The sequence below is a fragment of the Serratia sp. szju genome (assembly GCF_044594185.1).
In the GTDB taxonomy this organism is placed as follows: domain Bacteria; phylum Pseudomonadota; class Gammaproteobacteria; order Enterobacterales; family Enterobacteriaceae; genus Serratia; species Serratia bockelmannii.
In genome coordinates this window covers 4,672,644-4,693,156 of sequence record NZ_CP172576.1, presented here as the reverse complement: position 1 = coordinate 4,693,156, position 20,513 = coordinate 4,672,644, and the positions used below count along the sequence as shown (strand labels likewise).

Annotated in this window: 17 protein-coding genes; 13 read left to right on the top strand and 4 right to left on the bottom strand. The window is 58.1% G+C overall.

Features of this window, described 5'->3' with window-relative positions; genetic code table 11:
• Nucleotides 1-1,407, bottom strand: coding sequence for a VOC family protein (locus RE418_RS22265; RefSeq protein ID WP_089180741.1), 1,407 nt, complete (start codon nt 1,405-1,407; stop codon nt 1-3).
• Between the two features lie 525 nt (nt 1,408-1,932).
• On the opposite strand from RE418_RS22265, the gene RE418_RS22260 reads away from it, so the two are divergent.
• The 6 genes from RE418_RS22260 to RE418_RS22235 all read left to right on the top strand — a co-directional run bounded on the left by RE418_RS22260 (nt 1,933) and on the right by RE418_RS22235 (nt 6,198).
• Nucleotides 1,933-2,142, top strand: a complete 210-nt coding sequence (locus RE418_RS22260; protein ID WP_004928244.1) for a cold shock domain-containing protein — start codon at nt 1,933-1,935, stop codon at nt 2,140-2,142.
• A 222-nt stretch (nt 2,143-2,364) separates the two neighbouring features.
• Nucleotides 2,365-2,586, top strand: a complete 222-nt coding sequence (locus RE418_RS22255; protein WP_004928241.1) for a cold-shock protein — start codon at nt 2,365-2,367, stop codon at nt 2,584-2,586.
• Between the two features lie 113 nt (nt 2,587-2,699).
• Nucleotides 2,700-3,926 carry a winged helix-turn-helix domain-containing protein gene (locus RE418_RS22250; RefSeq protein ID WP_049204253.1) on the top strand — a complete coding sequence of 409 codons (1,227 nt, stop codon included), beginning with the start codon at nt 2,700-2,702 and terminating at the stop codon, nt 3,924-3,926.
• Nucleotides 3,927-4,222: 296 nt separating this feature from the next.
• Nucleotides 4,223-4,405: a Trm112 family protein gene (locus RE418_RS22245; protein WP_004928237.1), complete on the top strand. Its 183-nt coding sequence runs from the start codon at nt 4,223-4,225 to the stop codon at nt 4,403-4,405.
• Complete coding sequence (gene kdsB, locus RE418_RS22240; RefSeq protein WP_025302283.1) at nt 4,402-5,151, top strand: 3-deoxy-manno-octulosonate cytidylyltransferase; 750 nt, start codon at nt 4,402-4,404, stop codon at nt 5,149-5,151. The genes RE418_RS22245 and kdsB overlap by 4 nt, the downstream gene beginning before the upstream one ends.
• Nucleotides 5,152-5,301: 150 nt before the next feature.
• Nucleotides 5,302-6,198: a YcbJ family phosphotransferase gene (locus RE418_RS22235; protein WP_025302284.1), complete on the top strand. Its 897-nt coding sequence runs from the start codon at nt 5,302-5,304 to the stop codon at nt 6,196-6,198.
• A 7-nt stretch (nt 6,199-6,205) separates the two neighbouring features.
• On the opposite strand, the gene elyC is transcribed toward RE418_RS22235, so the two are convergent.
• The gene (elyC, locus tag RE418_RS22230; RefSeq protein ID WP_089180742.1) at nt 6,206-6,979 is read right to left on the bottom strand and encodes an envelope biogenesis factor ElyC; all 774 of its coding nucleotides are present in this window, start codon (nt 6,977-6,979) and stop codon (nt 6,206-6,208) included.
• Nucleotides 6,980-7,130: 151 nt separating this feature from the next.
• Between elyC and cmoM the strand changes: the two genes are divergently transcribed.
• The 7 genes from cmoM to RE418_RS22195 all read left to right on the top strand — a co-directional run bounded on the left by cmoM (nt 7,131) and on the right by RE418_RS22195 (nt 17,859).
• Nucleotides 7,131-7,916 (top strand): tRNA uridine 5-oxyacetic acid(34) methyltransferase CmoM, encoded by a 786-nt coding sequence (gene cmoM / locus RE418_RS22225; RefSeq protein WP_047568321.1) that lies wholly within the window; start codon nt 7,131-7,133, stop codon nt 7,914-7,916.
• The gene (gene mukF / locus RE418_RS22220; protein WP_004928228.1) at nt 7,913-9,235 is read left to right on the top strand and encodes a chromosome partition protein MukF; all 1,323 of its coding nucleotides are present in this window, start codon (nt 7,913-7,915) and stop codon (nt 9,233-9,235) included. Before cmoM ends, mukF begins: the two co-directional genes overlap by 4 nt.
• Nucleotides 9,216-9,944 carry a chromosome partition protein MukE gene (gene mukE / locus RE418_RS22215; RefSeq protein ID WP_004928226.1) on the top strand — a complete coding sequence of 243 codons (729 nt, stop codon included), beginning with the start codon at nt 9,216-9,218 and terminating at the stop codon, nt 9,942-9,944. Before mukF ends, mukE begins: the two co-directional genes overlap by 20 nt.
• Nucleotides 9,941-14,389, top strand: a complete 4,449-nt coding sequence (mukB, locus tag RE418_RS22210) for a chromosome partition protein MukB (protein WP_049208026.1) — start codon at nt 9,941-9,943, stop codon at nt 14,387-14,389. The genes mukE and mukB overlap by 4 nt, the downstream gene beginning before the upstream one ends.
• A gap of 220 nt (nt 14,390-14,609) precedes the next feature.
• Nucleotides 14,610-16,418: a L,D-transpeptidase gene (gene ldtD / locus RE418_RS22205; RefSeq protein ID WP_025302288.1), complete on the top strand. Its 1,809-nt coding sequence runs from the start codon at nt 14,610-14,612 to the stop codon at nt 16,416-16,418.
• Nucleotides 16,419-16,598: 180 nt separating this feature from the next.
• Complete coding sequence (locus RE418_RS22200; protein WP_025302289.1) at nt 16,599-17,147, top strand: YcbK family protein; 549 nt, start codon at nt 16,599-16,601, stop codon at nt 17,145-17,147.
• 64 nt (nt 17,148-17,211) lie between these two features.
• Nucleotides 17,212-17,859: an MBL fold metallo-hydrolase gene (locus RE418_RS22195; protein ID WP_025302290.1), complete on the top strand. Its 648-nt coding sequence runs from the start codon at nt 17,212-17,214 to the stop codon at nt 17,857-17,859.
• 77 nt (nt 17,860-17,936) lie between these two features.
• Here the strand turns inward: RE418_RS22195 and RE418_RS22190 are convergent, their stop codons facing one another.
• Both RE418_RS22190 and ompC read right to left on the bottom strand, forming a co-directional pair.
• Nucleotides 17,937-19,127 (bottom strand): amino acid aminotransferase, encoded by a 1,191-nt coding sequence (locus RE418_RS22190; protein WP_043137645.1) that lies wholly within the window; start codon nt 19,125-19,127, stop codon nt 17,937-17,939.
• 245 nt (nt 19,128-19,372) lie between these two features.
• Nucleotides 19,373-20,500, bottom strand: a complete 1,128-nt coding sequence (gene ompC / locus RE418_RS22185) for a porin OmpC (protein WP_043137642.1) — start codon at nt 20,498-20,500, stop codon at nt 19,373-19,375.
• Between the last annotated feature and the right edge of the window lie 13 nt (nt 20,501-20,513).

The following is a 20,513-nucleotide window of genomic DNA, read 5'->3' as shown; positions in this document are numbered from 1 at the left end:
TCAGGACGCCAGCGTGACAAGCCCCAGGGCTTGCGCGCAGGCTTCCAGCGAACGCTGCTGGGTTTGTTGATACAGCGCCAGCTCGTCGATCACCTCACTGCCCAACGCGTGTTCAAACGCTGCCCGGCTGGAAGCGGCGTTGTACTGCGCGTGGCGGCTGTCCCCCAGATTCGACTGGAAAATCCCCGCCGCGCTGACCGGCAGAAAATCTTCATACACCAGTGGCTGGAAGCGAACGTGTTCTTTCTCGATCAGTTGCTCCAGGGTGCTGTGCTTATCCAGCGATTCTTTGGCCGCCAGGCCGCATTCGGTCGGGAAATAGCGGAACCAGGCCAGCTGTTGCTCGCGCAGCGTGGCGTAATCATCCGGAAACGCCCGGAAGTTTTCTTCCAGCAGCTGATAATAGCGTTCGGCATTTTTCTCGCTCGGCGGCGCCTGCAGCGCATCGTTGGTGGCCTGCAGAAGACGATCGTAAAGTTCGCGTCCTTTCGTCGTCAGCGCCACACCACGCTGTTCGATCTCGCCGAAGCGTGCGGTATGGTGACCGGCGATGGCGTGGCCGTCGCGCTCAACGAAATCGACGCGTTCTTCTAACGCCTTGAAGCTGGTCTGGCGCAGCAGGATCGCGCGACGGCGGCGCGGCGGGCCCTCGATGACCGCTTTGGGCGTAATACCGCGGGCGGGCATCGCCTGTTGAACGCGATCGATATCCAGCGTGCGCGGTGTCAGATGATTGATATGCGGCCCTTTAAACGCCACCACGTCGGCGATCAGTCGATGCTGATCGTGTAGCTGCCGGTATTCTTCTGCGCTGACCGTCGCCTGGTTGTGCCAGCGGAAGGTTTCCAGCGCTTGTTCGACAAATTCTTGCGCCTGCACCTCATTCAGCCCGCCTTGCGCTTCCTGCAGCGCGATCAGTTCCAACGCGCGATCGGTAAAGATACGGCGGCGCGCCAGCAAGCGCTCAGCCAGCTCACGCAGCGCGGGGTCTTCTATCAGCTCCAGGCGAAGCAAGGAGGTAAATACGCGGAACGGACTGACCTGCAGCGCGTCTTCGTGTACGGCGCGAAAGGCGGTCGAGTGCACGGGAACGCCCGCCACAGACAGATCATAGTAACCGACCGGCGCCATGCCCATCACCCGGAACAGACGGCGCAGGGTGGCCAGTTCGCCAGCAGTGCCGACCCGGATCGCGCCGTGGCGCTCCATCGCGAGGCGTTCGATCTCGCCGGTGATTTGCAGTTGATGAGCCAGTGCGGCATCTTCGCGCAGAACCTGTCGGTTGGTTTCCGCCACCAGCTCCAGCAGATCGCCGTACAGCGGTACCTCCTTTTGGTACATGTCCGACATCGCGTGAGAGAATCTGGCGCGGATTTCATTAGGTGAAACGAACTGCTGGGCGGTCATGCGCATAGCTCCTTGATTCAGCATAATCTGAAAAATCGTGTTTTTAGCGGCAAAAGTGCTGGCGAAAAAGCCGTCTGCCTTGTTTTCCCCTCAAGTTTAGCCATCTGATTTGGGATTTGTTATAGACGTGGCAAGCATATTAGAGTTTTATGCGTTAGCTCTCATTTGTAGCGCACGGACGGGCAAACGATGCCCCGGTGAGGAGAAGAACGCGGTGGATCGGCCGCGGCGAGCGTTAAATTAAGTCATGTATATTCATGGGGATAAAAATAAATTCGGCGTATTTATGAATTAAAGGCAATAAACCTCTTGTGCATTCATCATTTTTATGAGTAAATGCAAGTCGGCCTGTAATCCAGACCTATTTATGTTCGAGTTTAGAGTTAAGCAGTTCCTCCAAAAACGTTATCATCCGATTCCGCTTCAAAGACGAACCTTCTAAGTACCTCCCATAAGTAATGTTTCTGACATGGCCACAATTGCCTCTTATGGCAGGTTTTGTAAATATATTTAAAGGTAAAAGTAATGTCTAAGAAGACGGGTCAAGTTAAGTGGTTCAACGAAAGCAAAGGTTTTGGTTTCATTGAGCAGCACGACGGCGGCAAAGATGTATTCGTACACTTCTCCGCTATTATGACCGACGGTTTCAAGACCCTGGCTGAAGGCCAGCGCGTCGAGTACACCATCCAGGACAGCCCGCGCGGGCCGGCTGCCGCTAACGTAGTTGCTCTGTAAGAAGACAGGGAACGCGTATAAGAGATCTTAATACAACCATGGTGATGCCTCAGCGCTGAATCATGCGGAAGATATTAAGTTCAACAAGCCCGCCTTCGTGCGGGTTTTTTAATTTTTTGCTCACGAGAGGTTTGTTACGAAAAACTTTAGGATGGGCTGGTAGCGTCCAGACAATATAAAAAATGACGTTGTCAAGGATGCTCAAGTAAAAGGATATAAGTTATGTTTAAAAATACTGTGTTAAAAATGGGCCGTGTGAAATGGTTTAATCAGGCCGAAGGCTATGGTTTTATTTCACCGGTAGATGGCAGCGACGAAATCTATGTCAATCGCAACGCTATCGCCAACACCAAAAATAAGTCGTTGAACGAAGGTCAGAACGTTGAGTTCTCGATCTATCGCAGCTCGCATGGGCTGTCCGCGGCAGACGTTATCGCGTTCTGATCGCACCCACCTTCCTCGCCAGTGCCGGTGTCGCCACCCGCAAGCACTGGCGAAGATAAATCCCGCGATATCCACTATTATCAGGCCATTGCCTACTCGCCACGGATATCAGGATGACCATCCCGACCCTTTCCCTTACCGCCGCTCGCGCGCTGCACCTTGCCGCCCAGGGGCTGCTTTCTCCGCTTAAACGCCAGGCTCGGCCCGATGACGTCTTGAGTGCGATCCAGCGCATGGGGCTATTACAAATCGATACCATTAGCGTCGTTGCTCGCAGCCCGTATCTGGTGCTGTTCAGCCGTTTGGGAGCCTATCAGCCGGAGTGGCTTGAGCAGGCGCTTGCCGGCCGCAAGCTGTTCGAGTATTGGGCGCATGAGGCCTGTTTCCTGCCGATCGAAGATTTTGGCCTGCTGCGCCACCGCATGCTGGCGCCGCATGATATGGGCTGGAAATACTCCGCCGCCTGGGTGCAGCAGCACCAGGCCGCGATGGACAACCTGCTGCGGCACATCGAACAACAGGGGCCGGTGCGCTCCGCCGATTTCAGCGCCGAGAAGAAGGGCAACAGCGGGTGGTGGGACTGGAAACCGGAGAAACGTCATCTGGAAATCCTGTTTACCGCCGGCAAGCTGATGGTGGCCGAACGTCGCAACTTCCACCGGGTTTACGATCTGACCGAAAGGCTGCTGCCGGCCTGGGACGATGCGCGCCATACGCTGCCTGTGGAGCAGGCGCGCCGGCAGATGCTGTGCCGCACCTGCCGCTATCTGGGCATTTTCCGCGCCGAGTGGTTGGCTGACTACTATCGGCTGAAGCGCGTGGCGCCAAAAGCCTTGCTGGCAGCGCTGCAGGAACAGGGCGAGATTACGCCGGTGCAGGTAGAGGGGCTGGAAGGACAATTCTATGTGCATGAATCACTGGCGGAATTGCTGCCGCTGGCGGAGCAGGGCAAACTCAAATCGACGGTCACCAGCCTGCTTTCGCCTTTTGATCCGGTGGTGTGGGATCGCCGTCGGGCGCTCGAGCTGTTCAACTTTGACTATCGGCTAGAGTGTTACACGCCGAAAGAAAAACGTCGCTATGGCTACTTCACCTTGCCGGTGCTGCATCGTGGCGAGCTGGTGGGGCGGATTGACGCCAAGGCGCACCGTCGCCAGGGCATCTTCGAGATCATCAGTTTCCATGCGGAGCCGCAGGTGCGCTTCGGCAAACAGCGAACGCAAGATATCCGACAGGCCATCGCGCGCACGGCCAAATGGCACGGTGCACAACGCGTCGCGCTGGGCGACATTCCGGCGGTGTTGGCCGCTGAATGGGGTGCCGGCTGGGAAGTGGGATAACGAGCGACGCCGTCGGTGGGGTAAAACGAAGTTAAGCGTCGCTCGTTACAAAGGGGCTCAGTGGCTGAAGTTAGCGAACAGAGCGATGATTTTATGCAGACGTTTGATCACGTATTACTACCTTTTTGTGATTTGTATCACAAAATTCTACGCCGGGATGCGCCGCAGTTCAAGCTGTTGCGCCGGCGCGGTGAGGAAATATCGGCGGGTTGGTGCCGCCGATGATTAACCTGAGGCCGGGCGTTATGCTATCCTCACTGCCTTTCCCAGATGACCAATCCCCTTGCGGAGGATGCATGGACCACCGTTTACTCGAAATCGTTGCCTGCCCGGTATGCAACGGCAAACTCTATTTCAATAAAGAAAACCAGGAGCTGGTGTGCAAAGCGGACGGGTTGGCTTACCCGCTGCGCGACGGCATCCCGGTGCTGTTGGAAAATGAAGCGCGTGCGCTGTCGCTGGACGAGAAGCACGCATGAGTTTTATCGCTATTATTCCCGCCCGCTACGCCTCAACCCGTTTGCCGGGCAAACCGCTGGCCGATATTCACGGTAAGCCGATGGTGGTGCACGTGATGGAGCGTGCCCGTGAGTCCGGCGCCAGCCGCGTCATCGTGGCGACCGATCACCTTGAGGTCGCCAAAGCGGTGGAAGCCGCCGGCGGCGAAGTGTGCATGACCAGCCCGGATCACCATTCCGGCACCGAGCGTCTGGCGGAAGTGATCGCGCACTACGGCTTTGCCGACGACCAGATCATCGTTAACGTGCAGGGCGACGAACCGCTGATCCCACCGGTGATCGTGCGTCAGGTCGCAGAGAATCTGGCGGGCAGCCAGGCCGGCATGGCGACGTTGGCAGTGCCGATCGAGAGCGCGGAAGAGGCTTTCAACCCCAACGCGGTGAAGGTCGTAATGGACGCACAGGGCTACGCACTCTATTTCTCACGCGCCACCATTCCGTGGGATCGCGAACGTTTCGCTGCGTCGAAAGAGAGCATCGGCGACAGCCTGCTGCGTCACATCGGCATCTATGCGTACCGTGCCGGTTTCGTGCGCCGCTACGTCAGCTGGGCGCCGAGCCAACTGGAACAGATCGAGCTGTTGGAACAGCTGCGCGTGCTGTGGTACGGTGAAAAAATCCACGTGGCGGTCGCGAAAGCGATCCCGAGCGTGGGGGTCGATACGCCGGAAGATCTCCAGCGCGTGCGCGACAGCATTCAACCCTGAGCCTGATTTCGTCGGCGCGGCGCGCAACGCGCCGACGATGTAATACCTCCCATATTGATCCCCGTTTTGTTGATCTGCGTTGAAGAATTTTTCCGCTCACCGTTCGATGATGTTACGCATCCCCCCATATTAGCCTGAGGTGAATGCCTTATGGAGCAGTTACGCGCAGAACTGAGCATTGTGCTGGGTGAGTCCATCAGCCGGCTGGAGCGGGTGAGCGAGCAGCCTTATGCGCATATGTATTCGCTGTACGATCGGCAGGGCAACGCCATCCCGCTGATGGCGAAAAGTTTTATCTGTCAGGGTATTGCCCAACAGGAGGCGTATAAGTTGTCGATGTTGGCGCGCGACGGGGATATTCGCCTGCCGACGGTGTACGGCGTAGTGTGCACCCACCAGGCGCCGTATACGGAAATCCTGCTGATCGAACGCCTGCGCGGCGTGTCGGCCGAAGCGCCAACGCGTTCGCCGGATCGCTGGAACATGTTGATGGAGCAGATCGTCGACGGGGTATTGGCCTGGCACCGCATCGACAGTCACGGCAGCGTCGGCAGCGTTGACAGCACGCAGGAGAACGACTGGTTTTGTTGGTATCAACAGCGGGTTGAAGTGCTGTGGGCGACGGTGGTCAATCTCACTACCCCGCAGCTGACCATGGCGGATCGGCGTTTGCTGTATCGCACGCGCGAAGCGCTGACTCATTTCTTCGTCGGCTTCGACGATCCCTGCGTCCTGGTGCACGGCAACCTGTCGCTGCGCAGTATGCTGAAAGATCCCAAAAGCGATCAACTGCTGGCGATGCTCAATCCCGGTGTGGTGCTGTGGGCGCCGCGCGAATACGATCTTTTCCGCCTTTGCGAGCCGGGCATGCCCAGCCAACTGCTGTTCAGCTATCTGCAGCGGGCGCCGGTCGCCGACGCTTTCCTTGCGCGGCGCTGGCTATACGTGGTGTGGGAAGCGGTAGGGCGTTTGATCCATACCGGCAAGCTGGAGCGGCGGCCGTTCGACTATGCGTCGCAACAGCTGCTGCCCTGGCTGGCCGGTTGAACGGGTTTTACTCGGCGCCGGCGCTATCCGCGCCTTTCAGCCACTGCCACAGGCTGCCCAGCGTTTCATACCAGGCACGTTCGGTATGGCCGAGGAACATCGACGACGGTGTGGCGCGATCCCAGATATTCAGCGGCGAGTCGATCGCCAACTGGTTGGCCGGTGCTGGGATCGGGTGCAGGCCTTTAGCCTTGAAAAAACGCATGGCACGCGGCAGATGGTTGGCGGAGGTCACCAGAATGAACGGTTGCTCGCCGACCAACTTGGCGACCTGAGCGGCTTCTTCTTCGGTATCGCGCGGTTCCCTCAAAATCACCATATCGCTGCGCGGCACGCCCAGGCTTTCGGCTACCAGCGCCGCCGTGGCGGCGTTGCTTTGCATGCGTCCGGCGGACGCGCCGGTAAACACCATCCTGGCGCCGGGATGCGCAAGGTAGAGCCGCACGCCTTCCGTCACGCGCGGCAGACTGTTGCCGAGCAGGTTCGAGCTAGGTGCCCAGTCGGGGTTGTAGGTATAGCCCCCGCCCAACACCACGATGTAGCTGACCGGATCGTTGCCGTGATAAGTCTGGTATTCGGCTTCGATCGGCCGCAGCAGTCGGTCGGCCACCGGTTGCAGGCTGAAAAGCAGTAAAAACAACCAGCTCAGCGTGAAAATCGTCTTACCGCTTTTTTGCCAACGGGTGAACCACAGCAGTAACAGCGCCAGCCCCATCAGCAGCATCAACAGCGGTAGCGGCATCAGCAGGGCGCCAAAGAACTTTTTCAGGTTGAACAGCATCGAAAATCAGATCCTTTTGGGTGAAAAAGCGGCATCCAGGCATAAACAGGCCGCAAGAAGATACATTCTAAGCCAGTCTGTGCCAAAATAGCAGGTTTGAATGGGCGTGCGCTTTGCCGCCGCAAGAATGAGATCAGCGGAGCCGTTGTCCATGCAGGATCGCAATTTTGACGATATTGCTGAAAAATTTGCGCGTAATATTTACGGCACCACGAAAGGAAAAATCCGCCAGGCGGTGGTTTGGCAGGATCTGACCGGGCTGCTGGCGCAGTTGCCGCAGCGGCCGCTGCGCATCCTTGACGCCGGGGGCGGGGAAGGCCATATGGCCTGCCAACTGGCAGAATTAGGACATCAGGTGTTGTTGTGCGATCTTTCTGGTGAGATGATCCAGCGCGCCGCGCAGCTGGCGGAGCAGAAAGGTGTGAGCCAGAACATGCAATTCGTACAAAGTTCTGCGCAGGATATCGCTCAACATTTGGAACAGCCGGTTGATCTGATATTGTTTCATGCAGTGCTTGAATGGATCGCAGAACCCGAAGCGGCACTGCAGGCATTGTACGACTGTCTGACGCCGGGTGGCGCGCTGTCGCTGATGTTCTTCAACGCTAACGGCCTCTTGATGCGTAACGTGGTGTTGGGTAACTTCCAACTGGTGGATCCCGAAGTCAGACGGCGCCGCAAGCGTTCGCTGTCGCCACAATATCCGCACGATCCGCTATTGGTCTATGGCTGGCTGGAACAGCTGGGCATGCGCATCAGCGGCAAAACCGGCGTGCGGGTGTTTCACGACTACCTGCAGAGCAGACAGCTGCAAACACAAAAATTTGAAGAGTTACTGGCGCTTGAACAGCACTATTGCCGGCAGGAGCCGTACGTGAGTTTGGGGCGCTATATTCACGTCATGGCGCATAAACCAAACCTGAAGGACGAACTATGAGTGAATTTTCCCAGACAGTACCCGAACTGGTCGCCTGGGCACGGAAAAATGATTTCTCTATTTCGCTCCCTACGGAGCGTCTCGCATTTCTGCTCGCCATCGCCACCCTGAATGGCGAACGGCTGGACGGCGAGATGAGCGAAGGTGAGCTGGTTGATGCATTTCGCCATGTCAGCAAGGGTTTTGAACAGACGCATGAAACGGTGGCGATGCGCGCCAACAATGCGATCAACGACATGGTGCGCCAGCGCCTGTTGAACCGCTTTACCAGCGAATTGGCGGACGGCAACGCGATTTACCGCCTGACGCCGCTGGGTATCGGCATTACCGATTACTATATTCGCCAACGCGAATTCTCCACGCTGCGTCTGTCGATGCAGCTGTCGATCGTGGCGCAGGAACTCAAACGCGCCGCCGATGCCGCCGACGAGGGCGGCGACGATTTCCATTGGCATCGCAACGTGTTCGCGCCGTTGAAATATTCGGTGGCGGAAATCTTCGACAGCATCGACATGACGCAACGTGTGATGGACGAGCAGCAGCAGAGCGTGAAAAACGACATCGCGGCGCTGCTGAGCAAAGACTGGCGGGCGGCGATCTCCAGCTGCGAAATGCTGCTGTCGGAAACCTCGGGCACCCTGCGCGAACTGCAGGATACGCTGGATGCGGCGGGCGACAAGCTGCAGGCCAATCTGCTGCGCATCCAGGACGCAACCCTCGGCAACGTGGAGCTCGGCTTCGTCGACAAGCTGGTGTTCGATCTGCAGAGCAAGCTGGATCGCATCATCAGTTGGGGTCAGCAGGCGATCGACCTGTGGATCGGCTACGATCGCCACGTACATAAATTTATCCGTACCGCTATCGATATGGATAAAAACCGCGTGTTCGCCCAACGCTTGCGCCAGTCGGTGCAAACCTATTTCGACCACCCTTGGGCGCTGACCCATGCCAATGCCGATCGTCTGCTGGACATGCGCGACGAAGAACTGGCGCTGCGCAGCGAGGAAGTGACCGGGGAACTGCCGCCGGATCTGGAGTTCGAAGAGTTCAGCGAAATTCGCGAACAGCTGGCGGCGATGATCGAAGAGGCGCTGAAGGTGTACCAGGAACAGCAGATGCCGCTCAATCTTGCAGCGGTGATGCGCGATTACCTGGCGCAATATCCGCGTGCGCGTCATTTCGACGTGGCACGTTTAGTGGTCGACCAGGCAGTGCGCCTCGGTGTGGCTGAAGCAGATTTCTCAGGGTTGCCGGCGGAATGGCAGGCAATCAATGATTACGGAGCCAAGGTCCAGGCCCATGTCATCGACAAATATTGAACAAGTAATGCCAGTCAAGCTGGCCAAGGCGCTGTCCAACTCGCTGTTCCCGGCGCTGGATAGCCAACTGCGTGCGGGTCGTCACATCGGTATCGATGAACTGGACAACCACGCCTTTTTAATGGATTTCCAGGATGAGCTGGAAGAATTTTACAACCGTTACAGCGTCGAGCTGATTCGGGCGCCGGAAGGTTTCTTCTATTTGCGCCCGCGCTCCACCACGCTGATCCCGCGTTCGGTGCTGTCCGAGCTGGATATGATGGTCGGCAAGATCTTGTGCTACCTGTATCTCAGCCCCGAGCGCCTGGCGCACGAAGGCATTTTCAGCCATCAGGAGCTGTACGACGAGCTGCTGAGCCTGGCGGATGAGAACAAGCTGCTGAAGTTCGTCAACCAGCGCTCCACCGGTTCGGATCTCGATCGGCAGAAGCTGCACGAGAAGGTGCGCACCTCGCTGAACCGCCTGCGCCGCCTCGGCATGGTCTATTTCATGGGCAATGACAGCAGCAAGTTCCGCATTACCGAGGCGGTGTTCCGCTTCGGCGCCGACGTGCGCAGCGGCGACGATCCGCGTGAAGCGCAGCTGCGCATGATTCGCGACGGCGAGGCGATGCCGGTTGAAACCAGCCTGTCGCTGAACGATGAGAATGACGCTGAGGATCAGCAGGTTGATAACGCTCCTGACGGTGCAGAGGATGAACAGGAATGATTGAACGCGGTAAATTTCGCTCGCTGACGCTGGTTAACTGGAACGGTTTCTTCGCCCGTACCTTTGATCTGGATGAGCTGGTGACCACGCTGTCCGGCGGTAACGGGGCGGGGAAGTCCACCACCATGGCGGCCTTCGTCACCGCACTGATCCCCGACCTGACGCTGCTGCACTTCCGTAACACCACCGAAGCGGGCGCCACCAGCGGTTCGCGCGACAAAGGCTTGCACGGCAAGCTGCGTGCCGGCGTGTGTTACTCCACCCTCGACGTCGTCAACTCGCGCCACCAGCGCGTGGTGGTCGGTGTGCGCCTGCAGCAGGTGGCAGGGCGCGATCGTAAGGTCGACATCAAACCTTTCACCATCCAGGGCCTGCCGACCGCGGTACAGCCGACCGAACTGCTGACCCAGACCGTGGGCGATCGCCAGGCGCGCGTGCTGTCGCTGCAAGAGCTGAAAGAGCGTGTGGAAGAGATGGAGGGCGTGCAGTTCAAGCAGTTCAACTCCATCACCGATTATCACTCGCTGATGTTCGATCTGGGCGTGATCCCGAAACGTCTGCGTTCGTCCGCCGATCGCAGCAAGTTCTACCGTCTGATTGAAGCGTCGCTGTACGGCGGTATCTCCAGCGCCATCACCCGCTCGCTGCGCGATTACCTGCTGCCGGAAAACAGCGGCGTGCGCAAGGCGTTCCAGGACATGGAAGCGGCGCTGCGCGAAAACCGCATGACGCTGGAAGCAATCCGCGTCACCCAGTCGGATCGCGACCTGTTCAAGCATTTGATCTCCGAGGCCACCTCCTATGTGGCGGCGGACTATATGCGCCACGCCAACGAACGCCGCATCCATCTGGACGGCGCGCTGGCGCTGCGCAGCGAGCTGTTGGGCAGCCGCAAGCAGCTGGCCGCCGAACAGTATCGCCATGTGGAAATGGCGCGCGAGCTGAGCGAACAGAGCGGCGCCGAATCCGATCTGGAAACCGATTACCAGGCCGCCAGCGACCACCTGAATCTGGTGCAGACGGCGATGCGTCAGCAGGAGAAGATCGAACGCTATGAAGCCGATCTGGAAGAGCTGACCTACCGTCTGGAAGAGCAGAACGAAGTGGTGGCCGAGGCGAGCGAGCAGCAGGCCGAAAACGAGGCGCGCGCCGAAGCGGCCGAGCTGGAAGTGGACGAACTGAAGAGCCAGTTGGCCGACTACCAGCAGGCGCTCGACGTGCAGCAGACCCGCGCCATTCAGTACCAACAGGCGCTGCAGGCATTGGAGCGCGCGCGCGCGCTGTGCCAACTGCCGGATCTGACCGCCGACAACGCCGAACAGTGGCTAGACACCTTCCAGGCCCGCGAGCAGGAAGCGACCGAAGCGTTGCTGATGCTGGAACAGAAGCTGAGCGTGGCCGACGCCGCACACGGCCAGTTCGAACAGGCCTATCAGCTGGTGGGTAAAATCGCCGGCCAGGTCAGCCGCAGCGAAGCCTGGCAGTGCGCGCGCGAATTGCTGCGCGACTGGCCTTCGCAGCAACACCTCGCCGAGCGCGTTCAGCCGCTGCGTTTGCGCCTGAGCGAACTGGAACAGCGCCTGCGCTCGCAGCAGGACGCCGAACGCCTGCTGAACGAATTTTGCAAACGCCATGGCCAAGAGTACCAGCCGGACGATCTCGACATGCTGCAACAGGAGCTGGAAGAGCGCCTGGAAGCGCTGTCGCAGAATGTCAGCGAAGCCGGTGAACGCCGTATGGAGATGCGCCAGGAACTGGAGCAGATCCAGCAGCGCATCCGTGAGCTGACGGCGCGTGCCCCGGTGTGGCTGGCGGCGCAGGACGCCCTGGGCCAGCTCAGCGATCAGAGCGGAGAGCCGCTGGAAAACAGCCAGCAGGTGACCGAATACATGCAGCAGCTGCTGGAGCGCGAGCGTGAAACCACCGTCGAGCGCGACGAAGTGGCGGCCCGCAAACGTGAAGTGGAAGCGCAGATCGAACGTCTCAGCCAGCCGGGCGGCGCGGAAGATCAACGCCTGGTCACGCTGGCCGAACGTTTCGGCGGCGTGCTGCTGTCGGAAATTTACGATGATGTCACCATCGACGACGCGCCTTACTTCTCGGCGCTGTACGGCCCTTCGCGCCACGCCATCGTGGTGCCGGATCTGTCGCTGGTGCGCGAAATGCTGGAAGGGCTGGAAGATTGCCCGGAAGATCTTTACCTGATCGAAGGGGATCCGCAGTCGTTCGATGACAGCGTGTTCGCCGTCGAAGAGCAGGACAAAGCGGTGGTGGTGAAGATCGCCGATCGCCAGTGGCGTTATTCTCGTTATCCGGAAGTGCCGTTGTTCGGCCGCGCGGCGCGCGAAAACCGTCTGGAAGTGCTGCATGCCGAGCGTGAAACGCTGGCGGAGCGTTACGCCACGCTGTCGTTCGACGTGCAGAAAACCCAGCGTTCACACCAGGCCTTCAGCCGCTTTATCGGCACCCATCTGGCGGTGGCGTTCGACGCTGATCCGGAAGCGGAGATCCGCGGTTTGAGCGCCCGCCGTGGCGAAATCGAACGCGCGCTGAACAATCACGAAGCGCAGAACCAGCAGCAGCGTCAGCAGTACGATCAGGCCAAAGAGGGCATTTCCGCGCTCAACCGCCTGATGCCGCTGGTATCGTTGCTGAACGATGAAACGCTGCAGGATCGTGTCGACGAGATCCGCGAAGAGCTGGAAGAGGCGCAGGACGCCGCGCGTCATATTCAGCAGCACGGCGTGTCGCTGACCAAGCTGGAGCCGCTGCTGTCGGTGCTGCAGAGCGATCCGCAGCAGCATGAACAGCTGCAGCAGGACTACGCGCAGGCGCAAAGCGTGCAGCGCCAGGCCAAACAGCAGGCGTTCGCGCTGACGGAAGTGGTGCAGCGCCGCGCGCATTTCAGCTATACCGACTCCGCCGGCATGCAGAATGCCAACAACGATCTCAACGACAAGCTGCGTCAGCGCCTGGAGCAGGCGGAAGCCGAACGCGCCCGTGCCCGTGAACAGCTGCGTCAGTATCAAACCCAGTTCACCCAGTACAGCCAGGTGCTGGCCTCGCTGAAAAGTTCGTATGACGCCAAGCGCGACATGCTGAAAGAGCTGAGCCAGGAGCTGGTAGATATCGGCGTGCAGGCCGACGCCAACGCCGAAGCGCGTGCGCGCCAGCGCCGCGACGAGCTGCATACGGCGTTGAGCAACAACCGTGCTCGTCGCAATCAGTTGGAGAAACAGCTGACCTTCTGCGAAGCCGAAATGGATGGCCTGCAGAAGAAACTGCGCAAGCTGGAACGCGACTATCATCAGCTGCGCGAGCAGGTGGTGACCGCCAAGGCGGGCTGGTGCGCGGTGATGCGTCTGGTGAAAGACAATGGCGTGGAACGCCGCCTGCATCGCCGCGAGCTGGCGTATATGGATGGCGACGAGCTGCGTTCGATGTCGGATAAGGCGCTCGGTGCGCTGCGTCTGGCCGTGGCGGACAACGAACACCTGCGAGACGTGTTGCGCCTGTCGGAAGATCCGAAGCGGCCGGAGCGCAAGATTCAGTTCTATATCGCGGTGTACCAACACCTGCGCGAGCGTATCCGCCAGGACATCATTCGCACCGACGATCCGGTCGAGGCCATCGAGCAGATGGAGATCGAGCTGGGCCGTCTAACCGAAGAGCTGACCGCGCGCGAGCAGAAGCTGGCGATCAGTTCGAAAAGCGTGGCCAACATCATTCGCAAAACCATTCAGCGCGAACAGAACCGTATTCGCATGCTGAACCAGGGGCTGCAGGCCGTTTCCTTCGGCCAGGTGAAGAGCGTGCGCCTGAACGTCAATGTGCGAGAAGCGCACGCCACCCTGTTGGACGTGCTCTCTGAGCAACAGGAACAACATCAGGATCTGTTTAACAGTAACCGCCTGACCTTCTCCGAAGCGTTGGCCAAGCTTTACCAGCGCCTGAATCCGCAGATCGACATGGGGCAGCGCACGCCACAGACCATCGGCGAAGAGTTGCTGGACTACCGCAACTATCTGGAGATGGAAGTAGAAGTGTACCGTGGCTCCGACGGCTGGCTGCGTGCGGAAAGCGGCGCGTTGTCGACCGGTGAAGCCATCGGTACCGGGATGTCAATTCTGGTGATGGTGGTACAGAGCTGGGAAGAAGAGTCCCGCCGTCTGCGCGGCAAAGACATCTCGCCGTGTCGCCTGCTGTTCCTCGATGAAGCGGCGCGTCTGGATGCCAAGTCGATCGCCACGCTGTTCGAACTGTGCGACCGTTTGGAGATGCAGCTCATCATCGCGGCGCCGGAAAACATCAGTCCAGAGAAGGGCACCACCTATAAACTGGTGCGTAAGGTGTTCCAGAACCACGAGCATGTGCACGTGGTGGGGTTGCGCGGTTTTGCCGGCGAGCCGCCGGCGCTGGGCACTGCGTCGGTTGAAACGCAGTAAGGTAGAAAAACGCCCTAAAAATCCGAAAATAGCCGCCGTAGGGTGGCTATTTTTTTGTACGCGTGGATGATAGTCCTGCTTTTTTATCCGTTGAAAAGCGGTTAGTTTAATCAGATAAACAGTAATTCGACGCCCGCAGGGCGAAACGGCCTTTCTGTTTGTATACTGAAACTATATGCAGTTTTTGACGTTTTTTTTGTGAGCATACAGGGGGCAAGGGATGTTGCTTAAAAAGGGAAACTCTCTACGACGTTTGGCGCTGAGTGGCGCTATCGCCTGTAGTCTTGTGTCGTCGTTTTCCGCATCGGCCACCGTAGCGGCGTTACCAGTGGCATCAGCAGGCATGTCCGTTGCGCAGAGCCGTTCTGAACTGCTGGCCGCGTTGCCGCGCGGCATGGATTTGCACTACCTGTCCACGCTGGCGCCGCTGTATGCGGCGAACCATATGCAGCCGATGTGGCAGGATCGCGAAGCCGTTCAGCAGTTTCAGCAGCAGCTGGCCGAGCTGGCGATGTCCGGCGTGCAGCCGCAGTTCACCCAGTGGGTGAAGATGTTGACCGATCCGGCGCTCAATGAAGTGGGCCGCGATGTGGTGTTGTCCGATGCGATGCTGGGCTATTTGCAGTTCGTGTCCGCGATCGGCGCCAACGGCAACAACTGGCTGTACAGCAATATTCCCTACAAGCTTGGCTTGCCGCCCACCGCAGTGATTAATCAGTGGCAGCTGGCGGTGCGCCAGGCGCGTACCCTGAGCTACGTGAATTCGCTCGCGCCGCAACATCCGCAATACGCCAAGATGCATCAGGCGCTGCGCGACTTGCTGGCGGACAATCGCCCTTGGCCCCAGGTGGGCAGTGGCCCGAGCCTGCGCCCAGGCCAAATGAGCAATGATATCCCGGCGCTGCGTGAGATCCTGACGCGCACCGGTATGCTGGCCACCTCGGCGCCGGAAGCGGAAGCGGAACCGGCGGTGGTCTCGGCGAAGAGCAATGAGCCCGACGACGGCGGGCTGACGGTAGACGAAGAGAAAAGCCGCGTGACGGTCAGCCCATCGGCGGCGCCGGTGACGGAGCTGACCGCGGAACAGACGCCGCCGCAGATCGGCAGCGTGGTGAGCGACAACCTCTATACCGACGAGCTGGCGGAGGGCGTCAAGCGCTTCCAGAAATGGCAGGGGCTGACGGCGGACGGCGTGATCGGCGTGCGCACTCGCGAGTGGCTCAACGTGTCACCGAAAACCCGTGCCGCGCTGTTGGCGTTGAATATCCAACGTCTGCGAATTTTACCGGGGCATGTCGGCACCGGCATTATGGTGAACATTCCCAATTACTCGCTGACCTACTATCAGAACGGCAACGAAGTGTTGTCCTCCCGCGTTATCGTCGGGCGGCCGAGCCGCAAGACGCCGCTGATGAGCAGCGCGTTGAACAACGTGGTGGTCAACCCGCCTTGGAACGTGCCGACCACGCTGGTGCGTGAGGATATCGTGCCGAAGGCGATGCGCGACGGTAACTATTTCCAGAAACACGGCTACACCGTGCTGTCGGGCTGGAGTAACGATGCAGAAGTGATCAACCCGTCTATGATCGACTGGAGCATGGTCTCTGCGCGTAACTTCCCGTATCGCGTCCGTCAGGCGCCGGGAGCGACCAACTCGCTGGGGCGCTTCAAGTTCAATATGCCGAGCTCGGACGCCATCTACCTGCACGATACTCCGAACCACAGCCTGTTCCAGAAAGACATCCGCGCGCTCAGCTCCGGCTGCGTGAGGGTGAATAAGGCGTCCGATTTGGCGAATATGCTGCTGCAGGACGCCGGCTGGAACAACAGCCGCGTGTCTTCCACGCTGAAAGAGGGGAATACCACTTATGTGAATATTCGCCAGCGTATTCCCGTAAAACTGTATTATCTGACCGCCTGGGTTTCGGATGACGGCCAACCGCAATTCCGTACAGATATTTACAATTATGATAATACGGTGCGATCGGGCGCACAAATTTTGGCTCAGGCCAAAAAATTAATGCAGTAAATGCAGTAATTATAAATAAATAACGGTCAGAATGTTTGGCTATACCGCAGGCCCCCGTAGCCGGGGGCCTGTAAACCTAGGCGTATCGCGGGTTGACTCAGCATACGCAGGCGGTTATGGTTCGGACAGTGCGCTGCTTTGTGCATTTATTTTGACATTCTTGCCGGGTTTAACAGAGTCATGGACAAAATTGATCATCACCGCCGTAAATGGCTGGCGCTAGGTGGCGCTGCTATGGGCATAGCGCTGCTTCCAGGGCAGGCGTTTGCCAGTCTTTCCACCGCTCGACCGCGTATTTTAGTGCTGAATAACCTGAATACCGGTGAATCTATTAAAGCCGAGTTCTTTGACGGCAAAGGTTACAATAAAGAAGAGTTGGTGCGGTTAAATCATCTGTTCCGCGATTATCGCGCTAACAAGGTTAAATCGATCGATCCCCGCTTGTTTGATCACCTTTATCGTCTGCAGGGGCTGCTGGGCACCAGCAAGCCGGTGCAGCTGATCTCCGGATACCGTTCCGTAGATACTAACAACGAATTGCGCGCACACAGCCGCGGCGTGGCCAAGCACAGCTACCACACCAAGGGCCAGGCGATGGATTTCCACATCGAAGGTATCCAATTGAGTAATATCCGTAAAGCGGCGTTAAAAATGCGCGCCGGTGGTGTAGGATATTACCCACGTAGCAACTTCGTACACATCGATACCGGCCCGGTTCGGACCTGGTAACCGCTGTGCCGTCAGTGAATAACGCCGCCCCTTGCGGAAGCGGCGTTATTGTCGTTGGAGCCTTATGAAATACCATCTTATTCCCGTTACCGCTTTTAGCCAGAACTGCAGCCTGATTTGGTGTGAAAACACGCAGCAAGCGGCGTTGGTCGATCCCGGCGGTGAAGCGGAAAAAATCAAAGCGGAAGTCGCGCAGCAGGGGGTGATGATCACTCAGATCTTGCTGACCCACGGCCATTTGGATCATGTTGGTGCGGCGGCGGAGCTGGCGGACCATTATCAGGTGCCGATTTACGGCCCGGATAAAGAAGACGCTTTTTGGCTGGATGGTTTGCCGGCGCAGAGCCGGATGTTCGGGCTGGAAGAGTGTGCGCCGCTGACGCCGACTCGCTGGCTGTCAGAAGGTGATGAGATGCAGGTGGGCGAAATGACGCTCAAGGTGCTGCACTGCCCCGGGCATACGCCGGGCCACATCGTCTTTATCAATGAGCAAGCGCGTTTGGCGCTGGTGGGCGACGTGCTGTTTAACGGTGGCGTAGGGCGCAGCGACTTCCCGCGCGGTGACCATCAGGCGCTGATCGCCTCTATTCGCACCAAGCTGCTGCCATTGGGCGACGATATGCGCTTTATTCCTGGCCACGGCCCGATGTCGACCTTTGGCCACGAGCGCCAGACCAACCCGTTCCTGCGCGAAGAGCCGGCAGTGTGGTAGCGATTATTTCCCGGCAGAAATAATCAAGGGCGCATAGAGCGCCCTTTTTTTATGATTTATGACCTGTGTCGATGCATTTAGAGCACGGCGACGATGGCTTCACACAGCGGTGCCATGTTGTCCGGCGTCATGCCGGCCACGTTCACCCGGCCTGAGTTCACGGCGTAGACGCCAAACTCTTCGCGCAGACGCAGCACCTGTTCTTTGGTCAGACCGCTGAAGGAGAACATGCCATTCTGCTGGATGATGAAGCTGAAGTCCTGTTGGGCGCCTTTTTCCTGCAGGGTGTTCACGAACAGCTGACGCATGCGGTGAATGCGCTGGCGCATGTCGGTCAGCTCCTGCTCCCACATCGCGCGCAGCGCATCGTTACCCAAAATGGTGGCGACAACGGCGGCGCCGTGTGACGGCGGGTTGGAGTAGTTGGCGCGAATAGCCGCTTTTACCTGGCTGAAGGCGCGCTCGGCGGTTTCGGCATCGGCAGCTACAATGGTGCAAGCGCCGACGCGCTCATTGTACAGACCGAAGTTTTTTGAGTAGGAGCTGGCGACAATCAGCTCTTGATGTTTGGCGGCGAAAATACGCAGGCCCTGCGCATCCTCTTCCAGACCTTTGGCGAAGCCCTGGTAGGCGAAGTCGAACAGAGGCAGCCAGCCATTGGCCACGGAAAGCTCAGCCAGCTGTGCCCACTGTTCCGCCGTTGGATCGATACCGGTCGGGTTATGGCAGCAGCCGTGAAACAGCACCACATCACCGGCCTGGGCCTGTTTCAGGCTGTTCAGCAGGCCGTCGAAATCCAATGCGTGGTTGGCGGCGTCGTAGTAGGCATACTCCAGGACTTCCAGGCCCACGGCGCTAAAGACGTTCTTGTGGTTCGGCCAGCTTGGGTTGCTGATCCAGATGCGCTTGGCGCTGGTCTGGTTGGCGATAAAGTCTGCCGCCACGCGCAGGCCACCGGTGCCGCCTGGCGTCTGTGCGGTGCGTGCGCGACGATCGGCGACGATCGGGCTCTCTTTACCGAACAGCAGCACTTGCGTGCAGCTGGCAAACGCCGGGATGCCTTCAATGCCGAGATAGTTTTTGGTGGTCTCATTTTCCAGCAGATACTGTTCAGCTTTCTTTACGCTGGTTAACACCGGGGTTTTACCGGTTTCGTCTTTATAAACGCCAATCCCTAAATTGATTTTATTCGGGCGGGCGTCGGCGCGGAAAATGTCGGTCAGGCCCAGGATCGGGTCGGCGGGTGCGGCGGTGATTTTTTCAAACATGTCAGGTGCTTCCAAATCTCGGAGTTAAGCAGACAGAAGCATCAGGGTAGCGCCAGTTATCGGCTTTGCCAACCGTTTGCGATAAAAACACCGCGATCTTGTGAACGGGAAGGATTCGACAGAAAAAATGATGGGGAAGGGGAAATCTGCAGGATAAAACGTTACCGGAAGACACAAATAAAAACAGGGCCGAAGCCCTGTTTTTTTAACTTAGCCGACGGTAAACCGCCGTTAAGCGAGACAACTTAGAACTGGTACACCAGACCAACAGCTACGATATCGTCGGTAGCGGTGCCGGTTGCTTTGGTGAACTCGTTGTCATCCAGCAGGTTGATTTTGTAATCAACGTAGGTGGACATGTTTTTGTTGAAGTAGTAAGTGGTACCAACAGAAACATATTTAACCAGATCTTGGTCAGAACCTACGCCTGGGACGTTCAGGTTTTTACCTTTAGACTGCAGGTAAGACACTTCTGGACGCAGACCGAAGTCGAACTGGTACTGAGCAGTCACTTCGAAGTTCTGAGTTTTGCTCGCGAAGCCACCGCACTTGTCATCGGTAGCTGCACAGCCTGCACCGAAGTTACCGCCGCCGAACGGGGTCATGTTACGGGTTTCTGCGTACATCGCCGCCAGGTAAACGTTGTTGGCGTCGTATTTCGCACCCACGGTCCATGCATCAGCCTTGTCGCCACGCTCGTTGGAACGCAGTTTCTGGTCGTCGGTACGGTTGGAGGAAGCGTATGCAGCGCCGAAGCTTACGCCTTCGCCGATGTCATAAGTAGAGGAGATACCCCAGCCGTCGCCGTTTTGTTTCTTGACGTTACGACCGTCGTTCTGGTTTTTGCCCTGGTATTGCAGAGCGAAGTTCAGACCGTCAACCAGACCGAAGAAGTTGTTGTTACGATAGGTCGCAACGCCGTTGGTACGGCCGGTCATGAAGTTGTCGGTGTAGGTGTAGGTGTCGCCACCGAACTCTGGCAGCATATCGGTCCAGCCTTCCACGTCGTACAGTACGCCGTAGTTACGGCCGTAGTCGAAGGAGCCGTAGTCAGCGAATTTCAGACCGGCGAAGCCCAGACGGGTTTTGGTGCCTTCGGTGCCCTGAGATTCGGAGTGGTTAGCCTGGACGTTGTATTCCCACTGGCCGTAACCGGTCAGTTGGTCAGTAATCTGAGTTTCACCTTTGAAGCCGAAACGAACATAGGTCTGATCACCGTCGTTACCTTTGTCGTCGGAGAAGTAGTGCAGACCGTCAACTTTGCCGTACAGATCCAGCTTGTTGCCGTCTTTGTTGTAGATTTCAGCTGCGTTTGCTGCACCAGCAGCCAACAGAGCCGGGATAACCACTGCAAGAATGTTGCGCTTCATCATTATTACCCTCATT